This is a genomic window from Pseudomonas sp. 57B-090624 (genome assembly GCF_003234055.1).
In the GTDB taxonomy this organism is placed as follows: Bacteria; Pseudomonadota; Gammaproteobacteria; order Pseudomonadales; family Pseudomonadaceae; genus Metapseudomonas; species Metapseudomonas tohonis.
The window spans coordinates 45,673-62,082 of the sequence record NZ_QKRU01000046.1 but is presented as its reverse complement, the minus strand read 5'-3'; the positions used below and the strand labels follow the sequence as shown (position 1 = coordinate 62,082).

Below are 16,410 nucleotides of genomic sequence, written 5' to 3'. Positions count from 1 at the left end.
CATGGTGGTGCACTCCTGCCACGGCATCGCTCGAACTCCTCTTCGAAGGATCCCGTAAGCCTAAATGCGTTACCTATGTCTCCCGACACCTGTCACCTATGTCCCCCGGCTGAACACCGTGCGCACCGCCGCACGGTGCTTCTGGCGAGATCCAGGTGCGCGCAGCACACCCTACGTCCAGAGTGAGCGGCGGCTGCAGGCTCCGAGCTCTGATTGCATCTCCGTCCGGAGAGCCAAAAAGCAAAGCCACGCTCCAATAGACCTCCACCAACCGAGTGACCAGGTGATGGTGGGCGGAATGAAAAGGCCCGCTTGCGCGGGCCTTTTCCGGGGTGCGTTACAGGCTTCAGGCGGAGAGTTCCACCAGCAGCTTGTTCAGGCGGCGCACGTAGGCGGCCGGGTCCTTGAGGCTGTCGCCGGCGGCCAGGGCGGCCTGGTCGAAGAGGATGTGGGACAGCTCGCCGAAGCGCTCTTCATCCTGCTCGTTGTCGAGTTTCTCGATCAGCGGGTGGCTGGGGTTGAACTCGAAGATGGGCTTGGAGTCCGGCACCTTCTGCCCGCTGGCTTCGAGGATCTGGCGCATCTGCAGGCCCAGGTCCTGTTCGCCGATGGCGAGGATCGCCGGGGAGTCGGTCAGGCGGTGCGAGACGCGCACTTCCGAGACGTCCTCGCCGAGGGCGGCCTTGAGGCGCTCGACCAGTCCTTCCTTGGCCTTGGCCACTTCTTCCTGGGCCTTCTTGTCCTCTTCCGAGTCCAGCTTGCCGAGGTCGAGGTCGCCACGTGCCACGTCGGCGAAGTGCTTGCCGTCGAACTCGGTGAGGTAGCTCATCAGCCACTCGTCGATGCGGTCGGTGAGCAGCAGCACTTCGATGCCTTTCTTGCGGAAGACTTCCAGGTGCGGGCTGTTCTTCACCTGGGCATAGGATTCGCCGGTGAGGTAGTAGACCTTGTCCTGGCCTTCCTTCATGCGGCCGATGTAGTCGGCCAGGGAGACGCTCTGCTCGCCGCTTTCGTCGCTGGTGGAGGCGAAACGCAGCAGGCCGGCGATCTTCTCCTTGTTGGCGAAGTCCTCCGCCGGGCCTTCCTTGAGGACCTGGCCGAAGTTCTTCCAGAAGCCCTTGTATTGCTCGGGCTCGTTCTTGGCCAGTTTCTCCAGCATGTCCAGCACGCGCTTGGTCAGCGCCGACTTCATGGAGTCGATCACCGGGCCGCTCTGGAGGATCTCGCGGGAGACGTTCAGCGACAGGTCGTTGGAGTCCACCACGCCCTTGATGAAGCGCATGTACAGGGGCAGGAACTGTTCGGCCTGATCCATGATGAACACGCGCTGGACGTAGAGCTTGAGGCCTCGCGGCGCTTCACGCTGGTACAGGTCGAACGGTGCGCGGGCCGGGACGTACAGCAGGGAGGTGTATTCCAGCTTGCCCTCGACCTTGTTGTGGCTCCAGGACAGCGGGTTCTCGAAGTCGTGGGCGACGTGCTTGTAGAACTCCTGGTACTCCTCGTCCTTCACCTCGGTGCGCGGACGGGTCCACAGGGCGCTGGCGCGGTTGACGGTCTCCCACTCGGGCTCGGCCGGCTTGTCCTTCTCTTCGCCGTAGTGCTCCTTCGGCAGTTCGATGGGCAGGGCGATGTGGTCGGAGTATTTCTTGATGACGTTGCGCAGGCGCCAGCCATCGGCGAACTCTTCCTCGCCGGCTTTCAGGTGCAGGACGATGCGGGTGCCGCGCTCGGCCTTCTCGACGTTGGCGATGTCGAACTCGCCCTCGCCCCTGGAGGACCAGTGCACGCCCTCGGCGGCGGAGAGGCCGGCGCGACGGGTGAACACGTCCACCTTGTCGGCGACGATGAAGGCGGAGTAGAAGCCCACGCCGAACTGGCCGATCAGGTGCGAGTCCTTCTTCTGGTCGCCCGACAGGTTCTTCAGGAAGTCGGCGGTGCCGGACTTGGCGATGGTGCCCAGGTGGGCGATGACTTCATCGCGGCTCATGCCGATGCCGTTGTCTTCGAGGGTGACGGTCTTGGCGTCCTTGTCGAAGCTCACGCGGATCTTCAGCTCGGCGCCGCCTTCGAGCAGCTCCGGCTTGGCCAGCGCTTCGAAACGCAGCTTGTCGGCGGCGTCGGAGGCGTTGGAGATCAGCTCGCGCAGGAAGATTTCCTTGTTGGAGTACAAGGAATGGATCATCAGGTGAAGCAGTTGCTTCACTTCGGTCTGGAAGCCCAGGGTTTCTTTTTGAGTCTCCACACTCATGGTCGTCTAACTCCACGGATGATATAGGCCGCGACTGCGGCGGATGTCACCCAGATGGGGGCTTGCTGTTCAATTTCAAGGGCTTGCATGGAGGGCGTCGACGACCGCCCGGGCGGGCGGCCGTGGCGGCGGGGTTCAGGGCTCGAGCAGCTCGATGCGGGCGATCTCTTCGGGGCGCAGCACGAAGCTGGCCTCGCCCTGCCCGGAGATGTTGCGGCGGATGATGATCTGGCCGGCGCTGTTGATGCCGTTGAAGCGCCCCTCGGCCAGGCTGCCACGCTGGGTCTGCACGCGCATGGCGAGGTTCTGGTAGTGGTTGGGGTTGCTCAGCAGGCGCTCCAGGGAGAAACGCTGGCGCCGGTCGGCCGGGCGCGAGGCGCGTTCGACGGGGGCGCCCTCGGCCTTCGCGCTGGCGGCCTCGGGCTTGGCTTCGAGCGCTGGCAAGGCCGGGAAGCGGTCGCCACGGATGGCCCAGCCACGCAGGTCGCTGCGGATGAACTGCAATGGCAGCCGCTGGGCGGTGCCGTCGATGCGGGCCTCGACGTCCAGCTCCAGTTCATGCGCGGGCAGGCTGGCGGTCGGCAGCCGTGCCACTTCGACCTGGCGGGTGGCGAAACGGCGCTGCAGGTAGTCGCGGGCGACGTAGTGCAGGGTGTCCATGGAGTCGTGCCGCAGGTCGACCTGCCCGTCCCGGTAGCGCAGGCGGTCGGTGAACAGCTCGACCTCACCGCTCAGGGTGGTGTGGAACTGCGGCGGCAGCACCAGGTGGAAGGCACCGGCGAGGGTGTTGGGGCCGCGCCGCTTGAGGTCCAGGTGCAGGGTGTAGCCCCTGCCCAGGCGCCGCGCTTCGGGCAGCTCCTGCTCGGGGAGCAGCCAGCTGATCTCGACCTCGGGCTTGCTGCCGGTGTCTTCGGGCAGCACGTCCAGGCGCAGTTCGTCCCCGGGTTGCTGGCCCAGGCGGATGCTCACCTCGCGGCGGGCGAAGAAATCCTGGCCCTCGCGCAGGCTCAGTACGCCATCGATGAGCTCGGCCTGCTGGGGCTGGAAGGGCTGGCCATTGAGCTCGCCGCGCAGGTCGATGGCCAGTTCGCTCGGCGCCTTGCGCTCGCCCTTGAGCCATTCGAGGCTGACCAGGGCGTGCAGGCGCTCGGGGTCGCGGTTGGCCAGGAGGGTCAGCCCGACGATCAGCGGGATGACGCCGAGGGCCGCGAGCATCACCGCCTTGCGCGCGGTGCGCCAGTGCGCGGCTATGTAGCCGAGGGTGAGCGGCGGCAGCAGGCTGCCGATCCCCCACAGCAGGCTGGTACCGAAGGCGAGCATGACCAGCCAGACGAGGCCGGCGAGGATCAGCAGCAGCCCGCCGAGTATCAGTAGTGCATCCATCCAGGATTCCTTGGTGCGTGACCGGGCGTATCGCACCCGGCCACGGGTCAGGGTTCGTCGACCTTGAAGTGGGCGCGGGCGGTGGCGATGGGCTCGGTCTGGTTGGTCTGCCAGGCGGTGATGGCGACGTTGGCGACGCGACGGCCTTGTCGCCAGACCTGGCAGGTGGCGAAGGTGTCACGATAGTGCCCGGCGCGTAGGTAATCTATCGAGAAGTCGATGATTTTGGGCAAATGTGGGATGCCCATGAACATCAGCAGGTGGAGCATCGCGGCGTGCTCCATGAAGCCGGCGATCACGCCGCCGTGGATGGCCGGCAGGGTCGGGTTGCCGATGTTGTCCTTGTTCGCCGGCAGGCGGAACACCATGTCCTCCCCCAGGCGCAGGCATTCGATGCCCAGCAGCTTGGCGTAGGGGATCAGGCACACCAGCGAGTCGTAGTCGTTCTTCTCGTGGGCTTCACGTACCAGGGCGTCGAGATCGAGCTTCATGCCGCGCTCCCCTTCTTCAACTGGCTGGGCTTGCCCATGCGCATGAAGGCGCCGACCACATGGGCGATGGGCTGCTCGGGGTCGTCCTGGTAGGCGTAGCCGCGGGTGAAGATGACGTTGGGCGTGACGCGGTAGCACTCGGCGAAGCCGTAGACGTCCTTGTTCGGCTCGGCCGGGTGCATGTAGTCGATGCGCAGGTCGAGGGTCGGGCAGATCTCGAACTCCGGGAGCACGCAGACGGTGGAGATGCCGCAGGTGGTGTCCATCAGGGTGGTGATGGCGCCGCCATGGATGACGCCGGTTTCCGGGTTGCCGATGATCCGCTCGCTGTAGGGCAGGCACAGGGTCAGGCCCCGGCTGTCGGCGCCGTGGACGCGCAGGCCGAGCACCTGGCAGTGGCGCAGCACGGACAGGAAGCGCTGGGCATTGTCGAGAATGGGGTTGTCGCTCATCCGGTGGTTCCATGGCGTTGGCGTGAAGGCGCGCATGATACCGCGCGGCCCGCCGCCGGGGCGATCCGGCTGAACTTCCTGGGGGCACGGGGACTCGAAAGCTCGTCGTGCAACAACCGAGACCAAGGAGACCCCTATGCACAAGTCCTATGCCTATGCCCTGCTGATCGCCGCGAGCCTGGGCCTCGCCGCCTGCGACAAGCCCGCTGACGACAAGGCCGCCCAGCCGCGCGAAACCCCGCCCGCCGCCACCCAGCCGGCCCCTGGCGGTGCCCCGCAGACCCCGGCTCCGGCCCCTTCCACCCCGGCCGCGCCGAGCACTGCACCGGAAGCCGCCCCGCAGGGTGGCCAGCCCAGCGGCCAGCAGTAACAGTGGCAGCCGCCAGCCCTTGCGCCCTGCAGGCTGGCGGCAACCCGAGGAACTAAAGCGAAACGCCTGGGCTCCAACGGCACGCGATGAGGCCACTCATCCCGCCCCTAGAGAACCAGGAGACATACCGTGCTCAATCCCCTTCCCTATGCCCTGATCCTGGCCGTGACCCTCGGCCTGGCAGCCTGCGAAAAGACCCCGGAAGACAAGATGGAAGCGGCCAAGGAATCGGCATCCGAAGCCATGGAATCACTGGGCGACGCGGCGAAGGAAAGCGGCGAGGCGGCCGAACGGAAGGCCGACCAGATCACCGGTCACCAACCCACCGCCGGCGAGAAGGCCGAAGAGGCCGCCGATGACATCGGGGATGCGGTGGAAGGCGCCGGCGACGAAGCCAAGGACGCCATCGACGGCAAGTGAATCCAGCCTCCATCTCCCAACGCAAAGGCCCGCATCATGCGGGCCTTCTCGTATCTGCCGGGTTGCCATCGGGTGGCCCCCGCAAGCGCGGGGGTGAGGGTAAGTCAGAGCACGGGGCTGAGCATCAACAGCAGGCAGCAGAGGAGCCCGACTACCCATACCAGGCTGCGCAGCAGGTGGATGTCGTTCCAGTAGAGGAAGAGGTAGATCACCCTGGAGACGATGAACACCAGCGCCAGCAGGTCGATCAGCCAGCCACGGGTATCGGTGGTGTGGGCCATCAGCACGCCGGCGGCGAACAGCGGGAAGATTTCGATGCTGTTGAGGTGCGCCCCCAGTGCACGACCGCCGAAGCCGGTCAGGCGGGATTGCTGGGCCCGGGGGTGGTGGTTGTCGTAGCCGCCGCCCTCCTCCTTCATGGCCCTGGCCACGGGAATCTTGGCGATGTAGATCAGCAGGGCAGCGAAGAACACGCACCAGAACGGAATACTCATTCGTTTTTCTCCTTCGGCGGCTCCGCCGCCTGTGTCGTCGGGGTGTACACCATCACCTCTAGCACAGCGGAATGGAATTCGCGTCGATACAGCACCAGGACCACGCCAGCGGTGATCAGCATGAAGAACCAGGGGTTGATGAACCAGGCCAGCATGGCCAGGCCGAAATAGTAGCTGCGCAGGCCGAGGTTGAACTGGTTGGCCGCGAGCGAGATGACCCGCGCGGTGCGTGCGGCGAAGTCCTTGCGCTCCTGCTCGCCGACATTGCGCTCGCCGATCATCGGTGCCGCCCCCACCAGCACGGCGGCGAAGTTGTACTGGCGCATGCACCAGCTGAAGGTGAAGAAGGAGTAGACGAACACCACCGCGATGGCCAGCAGCTTGACCTCGGAGATCCCTCGGCTGGCGGGCTCGACGTACGGCAGGTCGGCGAGGATGGAGACGGCGCGGTCGGTGGAGCCGAGCACGGTGAGCACGCCGGCGAGGATGATCAGGGTGCTGGAGGCGAAGAAGGAGGCGTTGCGCTCCAGGTTGCCGATCACGCTGGCGTCGGCGATGCGGTTGTCGCGCAGCAGCAGGCGGCGCATCCAGTCTTCGCGGTACAGGTGCATGACCGAAGCCAGGCACGGGGTGTCCCGGCCCTTCCAGGTGGCGTAGCGGGTGTAGCCACCCCAGCAGAGGATGAACCAGAGGATGGCCAGCAGGTTCCACAGGTAGTGGAAGTCGATCAGCTCGGAAATGTCGTTCATGGGTGGCCTGGTGCGGATAAGGGGAACCGCCCTGTAGACGTCAACGCAGCCGGGGAAGACACCCTGTGACCGACGCCACAGCGCCCCCGCTCTCGACCAGGCGCGGTGGCAGGGGGCAGCCAAGAAAAAGGCCACCCGAAGGTGGCCTTTCAAACGGTGCGAGGCGGCTCAGGCCGGCGCGACGGCGGGGCGGCCCGCCAGGCGGTCGGCGATAACCGCCAGCACCAGCACGACCAGCACCGGCAGCAGCCACGCAAGGCTCTGGCTGGAGAACGGCAGGTGCTCGATGAAGGACGGCACCAACGATTTGAAGCCGGCAGCGCCCAGGCCGTCGATGAGGCCGAAGACGAGGGCAACGAGCATGGTGGGCACGAAGACGCGGCGCGACGACAGCCACAGGCGATTGCAGAGGCTCAATGCCACCAGGACGATCGCCAGGGGATACAGCCCCACCAGCACGGGCACCGAGAAGGCGATCAGCTGGGTCAGCCCCTGGTTGGCCACCAGCAGGCTGAACGCGGCCAGCCCCAGTACCACGGTGCGGTAGGAGACCGGCAGGATGCGGCTGAAGAACTCGCCGCACGCGGTGAGCAGGCCGACGGCAGTGGTCAGGCAGGCCAGGGTGATGACCACGGCCAGCAGCAGGCTGCCGACGGTGCCGAAGGTGTGCTGAACGTAGGCGGTGAGGATCTGTACACCGTTCTGTGCGTCACCGGCGATGCCCTGGCTGGTGGCCCCCAGATAGAAGAGCGCGAGGTAGACAGCGGCCAGCCCGGATGCAGCGATGATCCCGGCTATGACGGAGTAGCGGGTAACCAGGCCGGCATCTTCGACACCGTGGTCGCGGATGGCCGTGGCGATGACGATGCCGAATACCAGCGCGCCCAGGGTGTCCATGGTCAGGTAGCCCTGCAGGAAACCTTCCACCAGCGGCGCAGCCTGGTAGGCCTGCGAAGTGCTGCCGATGGGGCCGGCCGGCATGCTCATCGCGGCACCGCCCAGTACCAGCAGCGCGGCCAGCAGGACAGGGGTGATGAACTTGCCGATGCTGTCCACCAGCTTGCCGGGATTCAGCGCCAGGAACAGCACGGCACCGAAGTACAGCACGCTGTAGATGAACAGTGCGATGCCGCTTTCTCCGGTAAAGGGCGCAACACCCATCTCGAAGGAAACCACGGCGGTACGCGGGGTGGCGAAAAGAGGCCCTATGGCCAGGTAAACGGCTACCGCGAAGGCCAGGCCGGCAGCCTTGCCGAGCGGCGCGGTCAGGCGGTCCATGCCGCCACCGACACGTGCCAGGGCGACCACGGTGAGCAGCGGCAGGCCGACGCCGGTGAGCAGGAAGCCGAGCGCGGCGCGCCAGACATTGTCACCCGCGGCCATGCCGGCGCTGGGCGGAAAAATGATGTTGCCGGCGCCAAGGAACAGCGCGAATGTCATGAAGCCGAGGGCCAGGAGGTCCGAGCCTTTCAAACGAGTCATAGGGAGGAATACCACAGGCAGAATTTCATAGTTTCAGAGGGTTTCCCCGGGGTACGGGAAACGTCATCCATCCGTTTTGGGATCGACCATGGGTGCCCGTTCCCTGCCCTTGTGGAGCCTGGCGAGCTTGAGGGGTGCAAGACTAGCGATTTGTTCAGCCCACCGGCACTGACATGCATCAGCCTGTCGACTGGACTTAACTATCTGTCGCCTGAAGAACAGGCGCGGAAAAACACAAAGGCCACCCGAAGGTGGCCTTTGCTCAGGTCGGAAAGCCTTAGGCCTTCTTCACTTCCCAGCCGGTCAGCTCGGCCAGGGCCTTGCCGATGTCGGCCAGGGAACGCACGGTCTTCACACCGGCGTCCTGCAGGGCGGCGAACTTCTCGTCCGCAGTGCCCTTGCCGCCGGAGATGATGGCGCCGGCGTGGCCCATGCGCTTGCCGGGCGGTGCGGTGACACCCGCGATGTAGGACACCACCGGCTTGGTCACGTTGGCCTTGATGAAGGCAGCGGCTTCTTCTTCAGCGGAACCGCCGATCTCACCGATCATGACGATCGCTTCGGTCTTCGGGTCTTCCTGGAACAGCTTCAGGATGTCGATGAAGTTGGAGCCCGGGATCGGGTCGCCACCGATGCCCACGCAGGTGGACTGGCCGAAGCCGGCGTCGGTGGTCTGCTTCACGGCTTCATAGGTCAGGGTGCCGGAACGCGACACGATGCCTACCTTGCCCGGCAGGTGGATGTGACCCGGCATGATGCCGATCTTGCACTCGCCGGGAGTGATCACGCCCGGGCAGTTCGGGCCGATCAGGCGTACGCCCAGCTCGTCGCACTTGACCTTGGCTTCCAGCATGTCGATGGTCGGGATGCCTTCGGTGATGCAGACGATCAGCTTGATGCCGCCGAAAGCCGCTTCGAGGATGGAATCCTTGCAGAACGGAGCCGGAACGTAGATCACCGATGCGTCGGCGCCGGTGGCTTCCACGGCTTCCTTGACGGTGTTGAACACCGGCAGGCCGAGGTGGGTGGTGCCGCCCTTGCCGGGGGTCACGCCGCCAACCATCTTGGTGCCGTAGGCGATGGCTTGCTCGGAGTGGAAGGTGCCCTGCGAGCCGGTGAAGCCCTGGCAGATTACTTTGGTGTCTTTATTGATCAGGACGCTCATTACTTACCCTCCGCGGCCTTGACGACCTGCTGGGCAGCGTCGGTCAGGCTGGTCGCAGCGATGATGTTCAGACCGCTTTCGGCCAGTACCTTGGCGCCGAGTTCGGCGTTGTTGCCTTCCAGGCGGACGACCACCGGGATCTTCACGCCGACTTCCTTCACTGCACCGATGATGCCTTCGGCAATCATGTCGCAACGAACGATACCGCCGAAGATGTTCACCAGTACGGCAGCGACGTTGCTGTCGGACAGGATGATCTTGAAGGCTTCGGTCACGCGCTCTTTGGTCGCGCCACCGCCGACGTCGAGGAAGTTGGCAGGCTTGCCACCGTGCAGGTTGACGATGTCCATGGTGCCCATGGCCAGGCCAGCGCCGTTGACCATGCAGCCGATGTTGCCTTCCAGCGCGACGTAGTTCAGTTCCCACTTCTGCGCATGGGCTTCACGAGCGTCGTCCTGGGACGGGTCGTGCATGGCGCGCAGCTTGGGCTGGCGGTACATGGCGTTGCTGTCGATGTTGATCTTGGCGTCCAGGCAGTGCAGGTTGCCGTCGGCCTTGATCACCAGCGGGTTCACTTCCAGCAGGGCCAGGTCGTAGTCCTGGAACAGCTTGGCCAGGTTCACGAAGATGTGGGTGAACTGCTTGATCTGGTCGCCTTGCAGGCCCAGTTGGAAGGCCAGTTCACGACCCTGGTAGGGCTGAGCGCCGACCAGCGGGTCGACGGTGGCCTTGAGGATCTTCTCGGGAGTCTCGTGGGCTACTTTCTCGATGTCCACGCCACCTTCGGTGGAGGCCATGAACACGATGCGGCGGCTGGAACGGTCTACCACGGCGCCCAGGTACAGTTCCTTGGCGATATCGGTGCAGGACTCGACCAGGATCTTGCTGACCGGCTGGCCGTTGGCGTCGGTCTGGTAGGTCACCAGGCGCTTGCCGAGCCAGTTGGCGGCGAACGCCTTGGCGTCGTCCTTGCTCTTGACCAGCTTCACGCCGCCCGCTTTACCGCGGCCGCCGGCGTGGACCTGGGCCTTGACGACCCACTCGCTGCCACCGATTTTTTCGCAGGCTTCTGCGGCTTCTTCCGGGGTATCCACGGCGAAGCCCTTGGATACGGGCAGGCCGTACTCAGCGAACAGCTGCTTACCCTGATATTCGTGGAGATTCATGCTTGTCTACCGTCTTCGTTTGGGTATTGCCCATTCGGCGCTGCATTCGTGGTGCCGCGCCACCTGTGACTGCTTCTGAAGGCAGTCCGGCGGGCTTTCCGCGGTGAGCCCCTGGGGGCTCACGACGGGTGGCCCGCCGTGGTTCTTCTGTCAGGAATCCGCTGGGGAGGCGCCGACCCGGCGCGGCATCCCCGGCTGATTTCTCAACGCTTCTTGCGGTTGGCGATGTGGATCGCGTGGCCATTCACGGCCAGGGCCGCTTCGTGCAGCGCCTCGGACAGGGTCGGGTGCGAGAAGACCATCATGCCCAGGTCTTCGGCGCTGGTACCGAACTCCATGCCGATCGCGCCTTGCTGTACCAGCTCCGCAGCGCTCGGGCCGATCACGTGGACGCCCAGGACGCGGTCGGTCTTGGCATCGGCGATGACCTTGACCAGGCCGGTGGTGTCGTTGGCAGCCATGGCGCGACCGCTGGCCGCGAAGGGGAAGGTGCCGACGTTGACTTCGACGCCTTCGGCCTTCAGGGACTGCTCGGTCTTGCCGACCCAGGCGATTTCCGGATGGGTGTAGATCACCGACGGGATCAGGTCGTAGTTCATCTGGGCTTTGTGGCCGGCGATGCGCTCGGCGACCATGATGCCCTCTTCCGAAGCCTTGTGGGCCAGCATCGCGCCACGCACCACGTCGCCAATGGCGAAGACGCCGGGAACGGAGGTCTTGCAGTGGTCGTCGACGTAGATGTAGCCGCGCTCGTCAAGGGTCACGCCGCTGTCGGCAGCCAGCAGGTCGGTGGTGACCGGACGACGACCAACGGCAACGATCAGCTTGTCGAACACCTGCTTCTGCTCGCCTTCGGCGTCGGTGAAGCTGACGGTGACCTGCTTCTTCTTCACTTCGGTACCGGTGACACGGGCGCCCAGGCGGATCTTCAGGCCCTGCTTGGTGAGGACCTTGAGGGCTTCCTTGGCGATCTGCTCGTCAGCGGCCGGGAGGAACTTGTCCAGGGCTTCCAGCACGGTGACTTCGGCACCCAGGCGGGCCCATACGGAGCCCAGCTCCAGGCCGATCACGCCAGCGCCGATCACGCCGAGCTTCTTCGGCACGGCCTGGAAGTCCAGGGCGCCGGTGGAGTCGACGATGACGTCCTGGTCGATGGGAGCCGGGGGGATTTCCACCGGGCGGGAGCCGGATGCCAGGATCACGTTCTCGGCCTGGACGATCTGGGTCTTGCCGTCGGAACCGGTGACTTCGACCTGCTTGTTGGCCAGCAGCTTGCCGTGGCCTTCCAGCAGGGTGACGCCGTTGGCCTTGAACAGGGTGCTCACGCCGCCGGTCAGGTTCTTAACGATGCCGTTCTTGCGCGCGACCATGGCCGGTACGTCGATGCTGACGCCCTTGGCTTCGATGCCATGGATTTTGAAGCCATCGATGGCCTCGTGGTACTTGTAGGAGCTGTCCAGCAGCGCCTTCGACGGAATGCAGCCGACGTTCAGGCAGGTACCGCCCAGAGCGGTCTTGCCGTCCTTGTCCTGGTATTTCTCGATGCAGGCGGTCTTCAGGCCCAGTTGGGCTGCCTTGATGGCCGCGACGTAACCGCCGGGGCCCGCACCAATCACTACCACGTCGAATTTCTGGGTCATAACGTTCTCCTAAGCCTCGAGCTTCGAGCGGCAAGCCACAGGCCGGGCTGCGATGTTCTGCAGCTTGCGGCGTGTGGCTTGCAACTGATTTAGATGTCCAGCAGCAGACGAGCCGGGTCTTCCAGCAGGTTCTTGATGGTCACCAGGAAGCTGACGGCTTCCTTGCCATCGATCAGACGGTGATCGTAGGACAGAGCCAGGTACATCATCGGGCGGATGACCACCTGGCCGTTTACCGCCATGGGACGCTGGATGATGTTGTGCATGCCGAGGATGGCGGCCTGCGGCGGGTTGACGATCGGGGTCGACATCATCGAGCCGAAGGTACCGCCGTTGGTGATGGTGAAGGTGCCACCGGTCATCTCGTCGATGGACAGCTTGCCCTCACGGGCCTTCTTGCCGAAGGTGGCGATGCCGTTCTCGACTTCGGCCAGGCTCATCAGCTCGGCGTTGCGCAGGACCGGAACCACCAGGCCACGGTCACTGGAAACGGCTACGCCGATGTCCTGGTAACCGTGGTAGACGATGTCGTTGCCGTCGATCGAGGCGTTGACCGCCGGGAAACGCTTCAGCGCCTCGACGGAAGCCTTGACGAAGAAGGACATGAAGCCCAGGCGGACGCCATTGTGGGTCTTCTCGAACAGGTCCTTGTACTTCGAACGCAGGGCCATGACTTCGGTCATGTCGACTTCGTTGAAGGTGGTCAGCATGGCCATGGTGGACTGGGCCTCGACCAGACGCTCGGCGACCTTGGCACGCAGGCGGGTCATCGGGACGCGCTTCTCGACGCGATCACCCGCGGCAAAGACCGGGGCTTCGGCGGCCGGAGCGGCAGGCTTGGCAGCCGGGGCGGCGGCCGGAGCGGATTTCTTCGCTTCGACGGCAGCGACCACGTCTTCCTTGGTCACGCGACCGCCCTTGCCAGTGCCGGCGATGCTGTTCGGGTCGATGCCGTTCTCTTCGGCCAGCTTGCGAGCGGCCGGCGAGAGGATGGCGTCGTCGCCACCGGCAGCCGGAGCGGCGGCCTGGGCAGCGGGAGCGGCAGCAGGGGCTGCAGCGGCGGCAGGAGCAGCAGCGGCGCCACCTTCGGTCAGTTTGCCCAGCAGCTCGCCACTGAGGACGGTGTCGCCCTCGTTCTTGACGATCTCGCCCAGGACGCCGTCGGCCTCGGCCAGCACTTCCATCACCACCTTGTCGGTTTCGATGTCGACGATCAGCTCGTCACGCTTCACGGCCTCGCCCGGCTTCTTGTGCCAGGTGGCTACGGTGCCATCGGCAACCGACTCGGGGAATGTAGGGGCTTTGATCTCGATAGCCATTTGTATGGGTTCCTATCTAATTCGGTTTTATCTGCGCGAAGGCGTTAAACAGTAAAGGCATCTTGCAGCAGTTTTTCCTGCTGCTCAGCGTGCATCGAGGCGTAGCCGCAGGCCGGCGAGGCCGACGCGTCACGACCGGCGTACTCGAGGAACAGCCCTTTCTTGTGGGCCGCCGCGACACGACGCATGTGATGCTGGCTGCAGTACCAGGCGCCCTGGTTCATCGGCTCTTCCTGGCACCAGACGATGTGCTTGAGGTTCTTGTACTGGGCAAGAACTTCGGCCAGGTCGTCTTCCGGGAACGGGTAGAGCTGCTCGATGCGCACGACGGCGATGTCTTCGCGGCCTTCGGCACGACGCTTTTCCAGCAGGTCGTAGTAGACCTTGCCGCTGCACAGCACCAGGCGCTCGACCTTCTTCGGATCGATCGGGTCGATCTCGCCGATGACGGTCTGGAACGAACCCTCGGCCAGATCTTCCAGGGTGGAGATGGCGAGTTTGTGGCGCAGCAGAGACTTGGGCGTCAATACGACCAACGGCTTGCGCAGCGGGCGGATCACCTGGCGACGCAGCAGGTGGTAGATCTGCGCCGGGGTGGTCGGCATGCAGACCTGGATGTTGTGCTCGGCGCACAGCTGCAGGTAACGCTCCAGGCGTGCGGAGGAGTGCTCCGGGCCCTGCCCTTCGTAGCCGTGCGGCAGCAGCATGGTCAGGCCGCAGAGACGACCCCACTTGTGCTCGCCACTGGTGATGAACTGGTCGATCACCACCTGGGCGCCGTTGGCGAAGTCACCGAACTGGGCTTCCCAGATCACCAGCGCGTTGGGCGTGGTGGTGGAGTAGCCGTATTCGAAGGCCAGCACGGCCTCTTCGGACAGGTAGGAGTCGTACAGTTCGAAGCTCGGCTGGCCGTCGAACAGGTTCTGCAACGGCAGGTAGGTGCCGGCGTCCTTCTGGTTGTGCAGCGCCGCATGGCGGTGCGAGAAGGTACCGCGGCCCACGTCCTGGCCGGTGATGCGGACCGGGTGGCCTTCGAACAGCAGGGTGGCGTAGGCCATGGTCTCGGCATAGCCCCAGTTGATCGGCAGGCCGCCGGCGCCCATCTTCTGGCGGTCTTCGAGGATCTTCGAGACCTGGCGCTGGACGACGAAGCCTTCCGGGATCTCCAGCAGCTTGGCGGAGAGATCCTGCAGGGTCTTGAGCTCGAAACGGGTGTCGTGGCGAGCGGTCCAGGCATGGCCCAGGTAGGGACGCCAGTCGACGAAGAGCTCCTTGTTGGGCTCCTTCACCAGGCTCTTGACCACGTGCTGGCCGTTGTCCAGGGCGGTGCGGTACTCGTCGATCTTGGTCTGCACGCGCTCGTTGTCCAGCACGCCGGACTGGATCAGGGCGTCGGCGTAGAGCTCACGAGTGGTGCGCTGCTTGGCGATCTGCTGGTACATCAGCGGCTGGGTGCCGCTCGGCTCGTCGGCCTCGTTGTGGCCGCGACGGCGGTAGCAGACCAGGTCGATGACCACGTCACGCTTGAACTGCATGCGGTAGTCGACGGCCAGCTGGGTCACGAAGAGCACGGCTTCCGGATCGTCGCCGTTCACGTGGAAGATCGGCGCCTGGATCATCTTGGCGACGTCGGTGGCGTACTCGGTGGAGCGCGAGTCGTCCTGACGGCTGGTGGTGAAGCCGACCTGGTTGTTGATGACGATGTGCACGGTACCGCCGGTGCGGTAGCCGCGGGTCTGCGACATCTGGAAGGTTTCCATGACCACGCCCTGGCCCGCGAAGGCGGCGTCGCCGTGGATGGAGATCGGCAGTACCTTGTCGCCGGCCTTGTCCTTGCGGCGGTCCTGACGGGCGCGCACGGAACCCTCGACCACCGGGGAGACGATTTCCAGGTGGGACGGGTTGAACGCCAGCGCCAGGTGGACTTCACCGCCCGAGGTCATGACGTTGGAGGAGAAGCCCTGGTGGTACTTGACGTCACCGGAGGACAGGCCCTCGACCTTCTTGCCCTCGAACTCGTCGAACAGGTCGCGCGGGTTCTTGCCGAAGGTGTTGACCAGGACGTTCAGACGGCCGCGGTGGGCCATGCCGATGACGATTTCCTGGGTGCCGTAGGCGCCGGAGCGCTGGATGATCTCGTCCAGCATCGGAATCAGGCTTTCGCCACCTTCCAGGCCGAAACGCTTGGTGCCCGGGTATTTGGTGCCCAGGTACTTTTCCAGGCCTTCGGCCGCGGTCAGGCGCTCGAGCAGGTGGCTCTGCACTTCAGCGGAGAACGCCGGGCGGCCACGCACGCTTTCCAGGCGCTGCTGGAACCACTTGCGCTGGTCGGAATCGACGATGTGGGTGAACTCGGCACCGATGGTGCGGCAGTAGGTCTGCTGCAGCGACTGATGGATCTCGCGCAGGGTCGCTTCTTCCTTGCCGATGTAGAGCTCACCGGTACGGAAGGTGGTGTCGAGGTCGGCGTCGGTCAGGCCGTAATGGTTGATCGACAGGTCGGCCGGCACCTTGCGCTGCCAGAGGCCGAGGGGGTCGAGCGTCGCCGCCTGATGGCCGCGCATGCGGTAGGCCTGGATCAGGCGCAGGACTTCGACCTGCTTCTTCTCGTGCTCGCTGCTGACGCTGCCAGCCGAAACGGGCTGGGCACGGCGCTGGTTCTTGGCGAGCAGGACGAAATGGTCGCGGACAGTAGAATGCGATACGTCGGTGGCGGCGTTGCCGTCGGCCGGCAACTTCTGGAAGTAGGTGCGCCACTCTTCGGGCACAGCGTTGGGATCGTGCAGGTAAAGCTCATAGAGCTCTTCCACATATGCAGCGTTGCCACCGGATAGGTGGGCGCTGTTCCACATGCGCTGCATTACGCTTTCTTGCATGCTTGGTCACCCTCGGTAAGGGGACACCACCGGCGTGGAATCATCGTGGTTTCAACAGTCCTGGCACAGCGACTCGGTAAAGCCACCAAGGATCCCGCAGATAGTCCGGGCACCAGCCCGGTTGCCCCTGCTGGTCATCTATGTATTTTCGA

General features: G+C 64.8%; 14 protein-coding genes. 2 read left to right on the top strand and 12 right to left on the bottom strand.

What is annotated here, in order from left to right; translation table 11 throughout:
- Nucleotides 1-346: 346 nt before the first annotated feature.
- From htpG to DMX10_RS21000, 4 genes are all read right to left on the bottom strand, one after another.
- The gene (htpG, locus tag DMX10_RS21015; protein WP_111262886.1) at nucleotides 347-2,251 is read right to left on the bottom strand and encodes a molecular chaperone HtpG; all 1,905 of its coding nucleotides are present in this window, start codon (nucleotides 2,249-2,251) and stop codon (nucleotides 347-349) included.
- A 135-nt stretch (nucleotides 2,252-2,386) separates the two neighbouring features.
- Nucleotides 2,387-3,634 carry an MFS transporter gene (locus tag DMX10_RS21010; protein WP_111262885.1) on the bottom strand — a complete coding sequence of 416 codons (1,248 nt, stop codon included), beginning with the start codon at nucleotides 3,632-3,634 and terminating at the stop codon, nucleotides 2,387-2,389.
- A 47-nt stretch (nucleotides 3,635-3,681) separates the two neighbouring features.
- Nucleotides 3,682-4,125: a PaaI family thioesterase gene (locus tag DMX10_RS21005; RefSeq protein ID WP_111262884.1), complete on the bottom strand. Its 444-nt coding sequence runs from the start codon at nucleotides 4,123-4,125 to the stop codon at nucleotides 3,682-3,684.
- Nucleotides 4,122-4,577 carry a PaaI family thioesterase gene (locus tag DMX10_RS21000; protein ID WP_111262883.1) on the bottom strand — a complete coding sequence of 152 codons (456 nt, stop codon included), beginning with the start codon at nucleotides 4,575-4,577 and terminating at the stop codon, nucleotides 4,122-4,124. Before DMX10_RS21000 ends, DMX10_RS21005 begins: the two co-directional genes overlap by 4 nt.
- Before the next feature lie 136 nt (nucleotides 4,578-4,713).
- Here DMX10_RS21000 and DMX10_RS20995 point away from each other — a divergent pair, with 136 nt between their 5' ends.
- The gene (locus tag DMX10_RS20995) at nucleotides 4,714-4,947 is read left to right on the top strand and encodes a hypothetical protein (RefSeq protein ID WP_111262882.1); all 234 of its coding nucleotides are present in this window, start codon (nucleotides 4,714-4,716) and stop codon (nucleotides 4,945-4,947) included.
- Nucleotides 4,948-5,076: 129 nt separating this feature from the next.
- Entirely contained in the window at nucleotides 5,077-5,367 is a 291-nt protein-coding gene (locus DMX10_RS20990; RefSeq protein WP_111262881.1) for a hypothetical protein, read from the top strand.
- Between the two features lie 104 nt (nucleotides 5,368-5,471).
- Here the strand turns inward: DMX10_RS20990 and DMX10_RS20985 are convergent, their stop codons facing one another.
- The 8 genes from DMX10_RS20985 to DMX10_RS20950 all read right to left on the bottom strand — a co-directional run bounded on the left by DMX10_RS20985 (nucleotide 5,472) and on the right by DMX10_RS20950 (nucleotide 16,258).
- Nucleotides 5,472-5,861 (bottom strand): MAPEG family protein, encoded by a 390-nt coding sequence (locus DMX10_RS20985; protein WP_111262880.1) that lies wholly within the window; start codon nucleotides 5,859-5,861, stop codon nucleotides 5,472-5,474.
- Nucleotides 5,858-6,610, bottom strand: coding sequence for a DUF599 domain-containing protein (locus DMX10_RS20980; protein ID WP_111262879.1), 753 nt, complete (start codon nucleotides 6,608-6,610; stop codon nucleotides 5,858-5,860). The genes DMX10_RS20985 and DMX10_RS20980 overlap by 4 nt, the downstream gene beginning before the upstream one ends.
- A gap of 168 nt (nucleotides 6,611-6,778) precedes the next feature.
- Nucleotides 6,779-8,092, bottom strand: a complete 1,314-nt coding sequence (gene brnQ / locus DMX10_RS20975) for a branched-chain amino acid transport system II carrier protein (protein WP_111262878.1) — start codon at nucleotides 8,090-8,092, stop codon at nucleotides 6,779-6,781.
- A gap of 277 nt (nucleotides 8,093-8,369) precedes the next feature.
- Nucleotides 8,370-9,257: a succinate--CoA ligase subunit alpha gene (gene sucD / locus DMX10_RS20970; RefSeq protein ID WP_111262877.1), complete on the bottom strand. Its 888-nt coding sequence runs from the start codon at nucleotides 9,255-9,257 to the stop codon at nucleotides 8,370-8,372.
- Nucleotides 9,257-10,423, bottom strand: a complete 1,167-nt coding sequence (gene sucC / locus DMX10_RS20965; RefSeq protein ID WP_111262876.1) for an ADP-forming succinate--CoA ligase subunit beta — start codon at nucleotides 10,421-10,423, stop codon at nucleotides 9,257-9,259. The genes sucD and sucC overlap by 1 nt, the downstream gene beginning before the upstream one ends.
- Before the next feature lie 203 nt (nucleotides 10,424-10,626).
- On the bottom strand, nucleotides 10,627-12,063 hold the full coding sequence (gene lpdA / locus DMX10_RS20960; protein WP_111262875.1) for a dihydrolipoyl dehydrogenase: 1,437 nt from the start codon (nucleotides 12,061-12,063) through the stop codon (nucleotides 10,627-10,629).
- Between the two features lie 89 nt (nucleotides 12,064-12,152).
- Nucleotides 12,153-13,382, bottom strand: a complete 1,230-nt coding sequence (odhB, locus tag DMX10_RS20955) for a 2-oxoglutarate dehydrogenase complex dihydrolipoyllysine-residue succinyltransferase (RefSeq protein ID WP_111262874.1) — start codon at nucleotides 13,380-13,382, stop codon at nucleotides 12,153-12,155.
- A gap of 44 nt (nucleotides 13,383-13,426) precedes the next feature.
- Nucleotides 13,427-16,258: a 2-oxoglutarate dehydrogenase E1 component gene (locus tag DMX10_RS20950; protein ID WP_111262873.1), complete on the bottom strand. Its 2,832-nt coding sequence runs from the start codon at nucleotides 16,256-16,258 to the stop codon at nucleotides 13,427-13,429.
- Nucleotides 16,259-16,410 lie beyond the last annotated feature (152 nt).

What these genes read in the sequence shown, in the direction of transcription:
- htpG (WP_111262886.1), bottom strand. Translation starts at nt 2,251, where the DNA reads ATGAGTGTGGAGACTCAAAAAGAAACCCTGGGCTTCCAGACCGAAGTG.
- DMX10_RS21010 (WP_111262885.1), bottom strand. Translation starts at nt 3,634, where the DNA reads ATGGATGCACTACTGATACTCGGCGGGCTGCTGCTGATCCTCGCCGGC.
- DMX10_RS21005 (WP_111262884.1), bottom strand. Translation starts at nt 4,125, where the DNA reads ATGAAGCTCGATCTCGACGCCCTGGTACGTGAAGCCCACGAGAAGAAC.
- DMX10_RS21000 (WP_111262883.1), bottom strand. Translation starts at nt 4,577, where the DNA reads ATGAGCGACAACCCCATTCTCGACAATGCCCAGCGCTTCCTGTCCGTG.
- DMX10_RS20995 (WP_111262882.1), top strand. Translation starts at nt 4,714, where the DNA reads ATGCACAAGTCCTATGCCTATGCCCTGCTGATCGCCGCGAGCCTGGGC.
- DMX10_RS20985 (WP_111262880.1), bottom strand. Translation starts at nt 5,861, where the DNA reads ATGAGTATTCCGTTCTGGTGCGTGTTCTTCGCTGCCCTGCTGATCTAC.
- DMX10_RS20980 (WP_111262879.1), bottom strand. Translation starts at nt 6,610, where the DNA reads ATGAACGACATTTCCGAGCTGATCGACTTCCACTACCTGTGGAACCTG.
- brnQ (WP_111262878.1), bottom strand. Translation starts at nt 8,092, where the DNA reads ATGACTCGTTTGAAAGGCTCGGACCTCCTGGCCCTCGGCTTCATGACA.
- sucD (WP_111262877.1), bottom strand. Translation starts at nt 9,257, where the DNA reads ATGAGCGTCCTGATCAATAAAGACACCAAAGTAATCTGCCAGGGCTTC.
- sucC (WP_111262876.1), bottom strand. Translation starts at nt 10,423, where the DNA reads ATGAATCTCCACGAATATCAGGGTAAGCAGCTGTTCGCTGAGTACGGC.
- lpdA (WP_111262875.1), bottom strand. Translation starts at nt 12,063, where the DNA reads ATGACCCAGAAATTCGACGTGGTAGTGATTGGTGCGGGCCCCGGCGGT.
- odhB (WP_111262874.1), bottom strand. Translation starts at nt 13,382, where the DNA reads ATGGCTATCGAGATCAAAGCCCCTACATTCCCCGAGTCGGTTGCCGAT.
- DMX10_RS20950 (WP_111262873.1), bottom strand. Translation starts at nt 16,258, where the DNA reads ATGCAAGAAAGCGTAATGCAGCGCATGTGGAACAGCGCCCACCTATCC.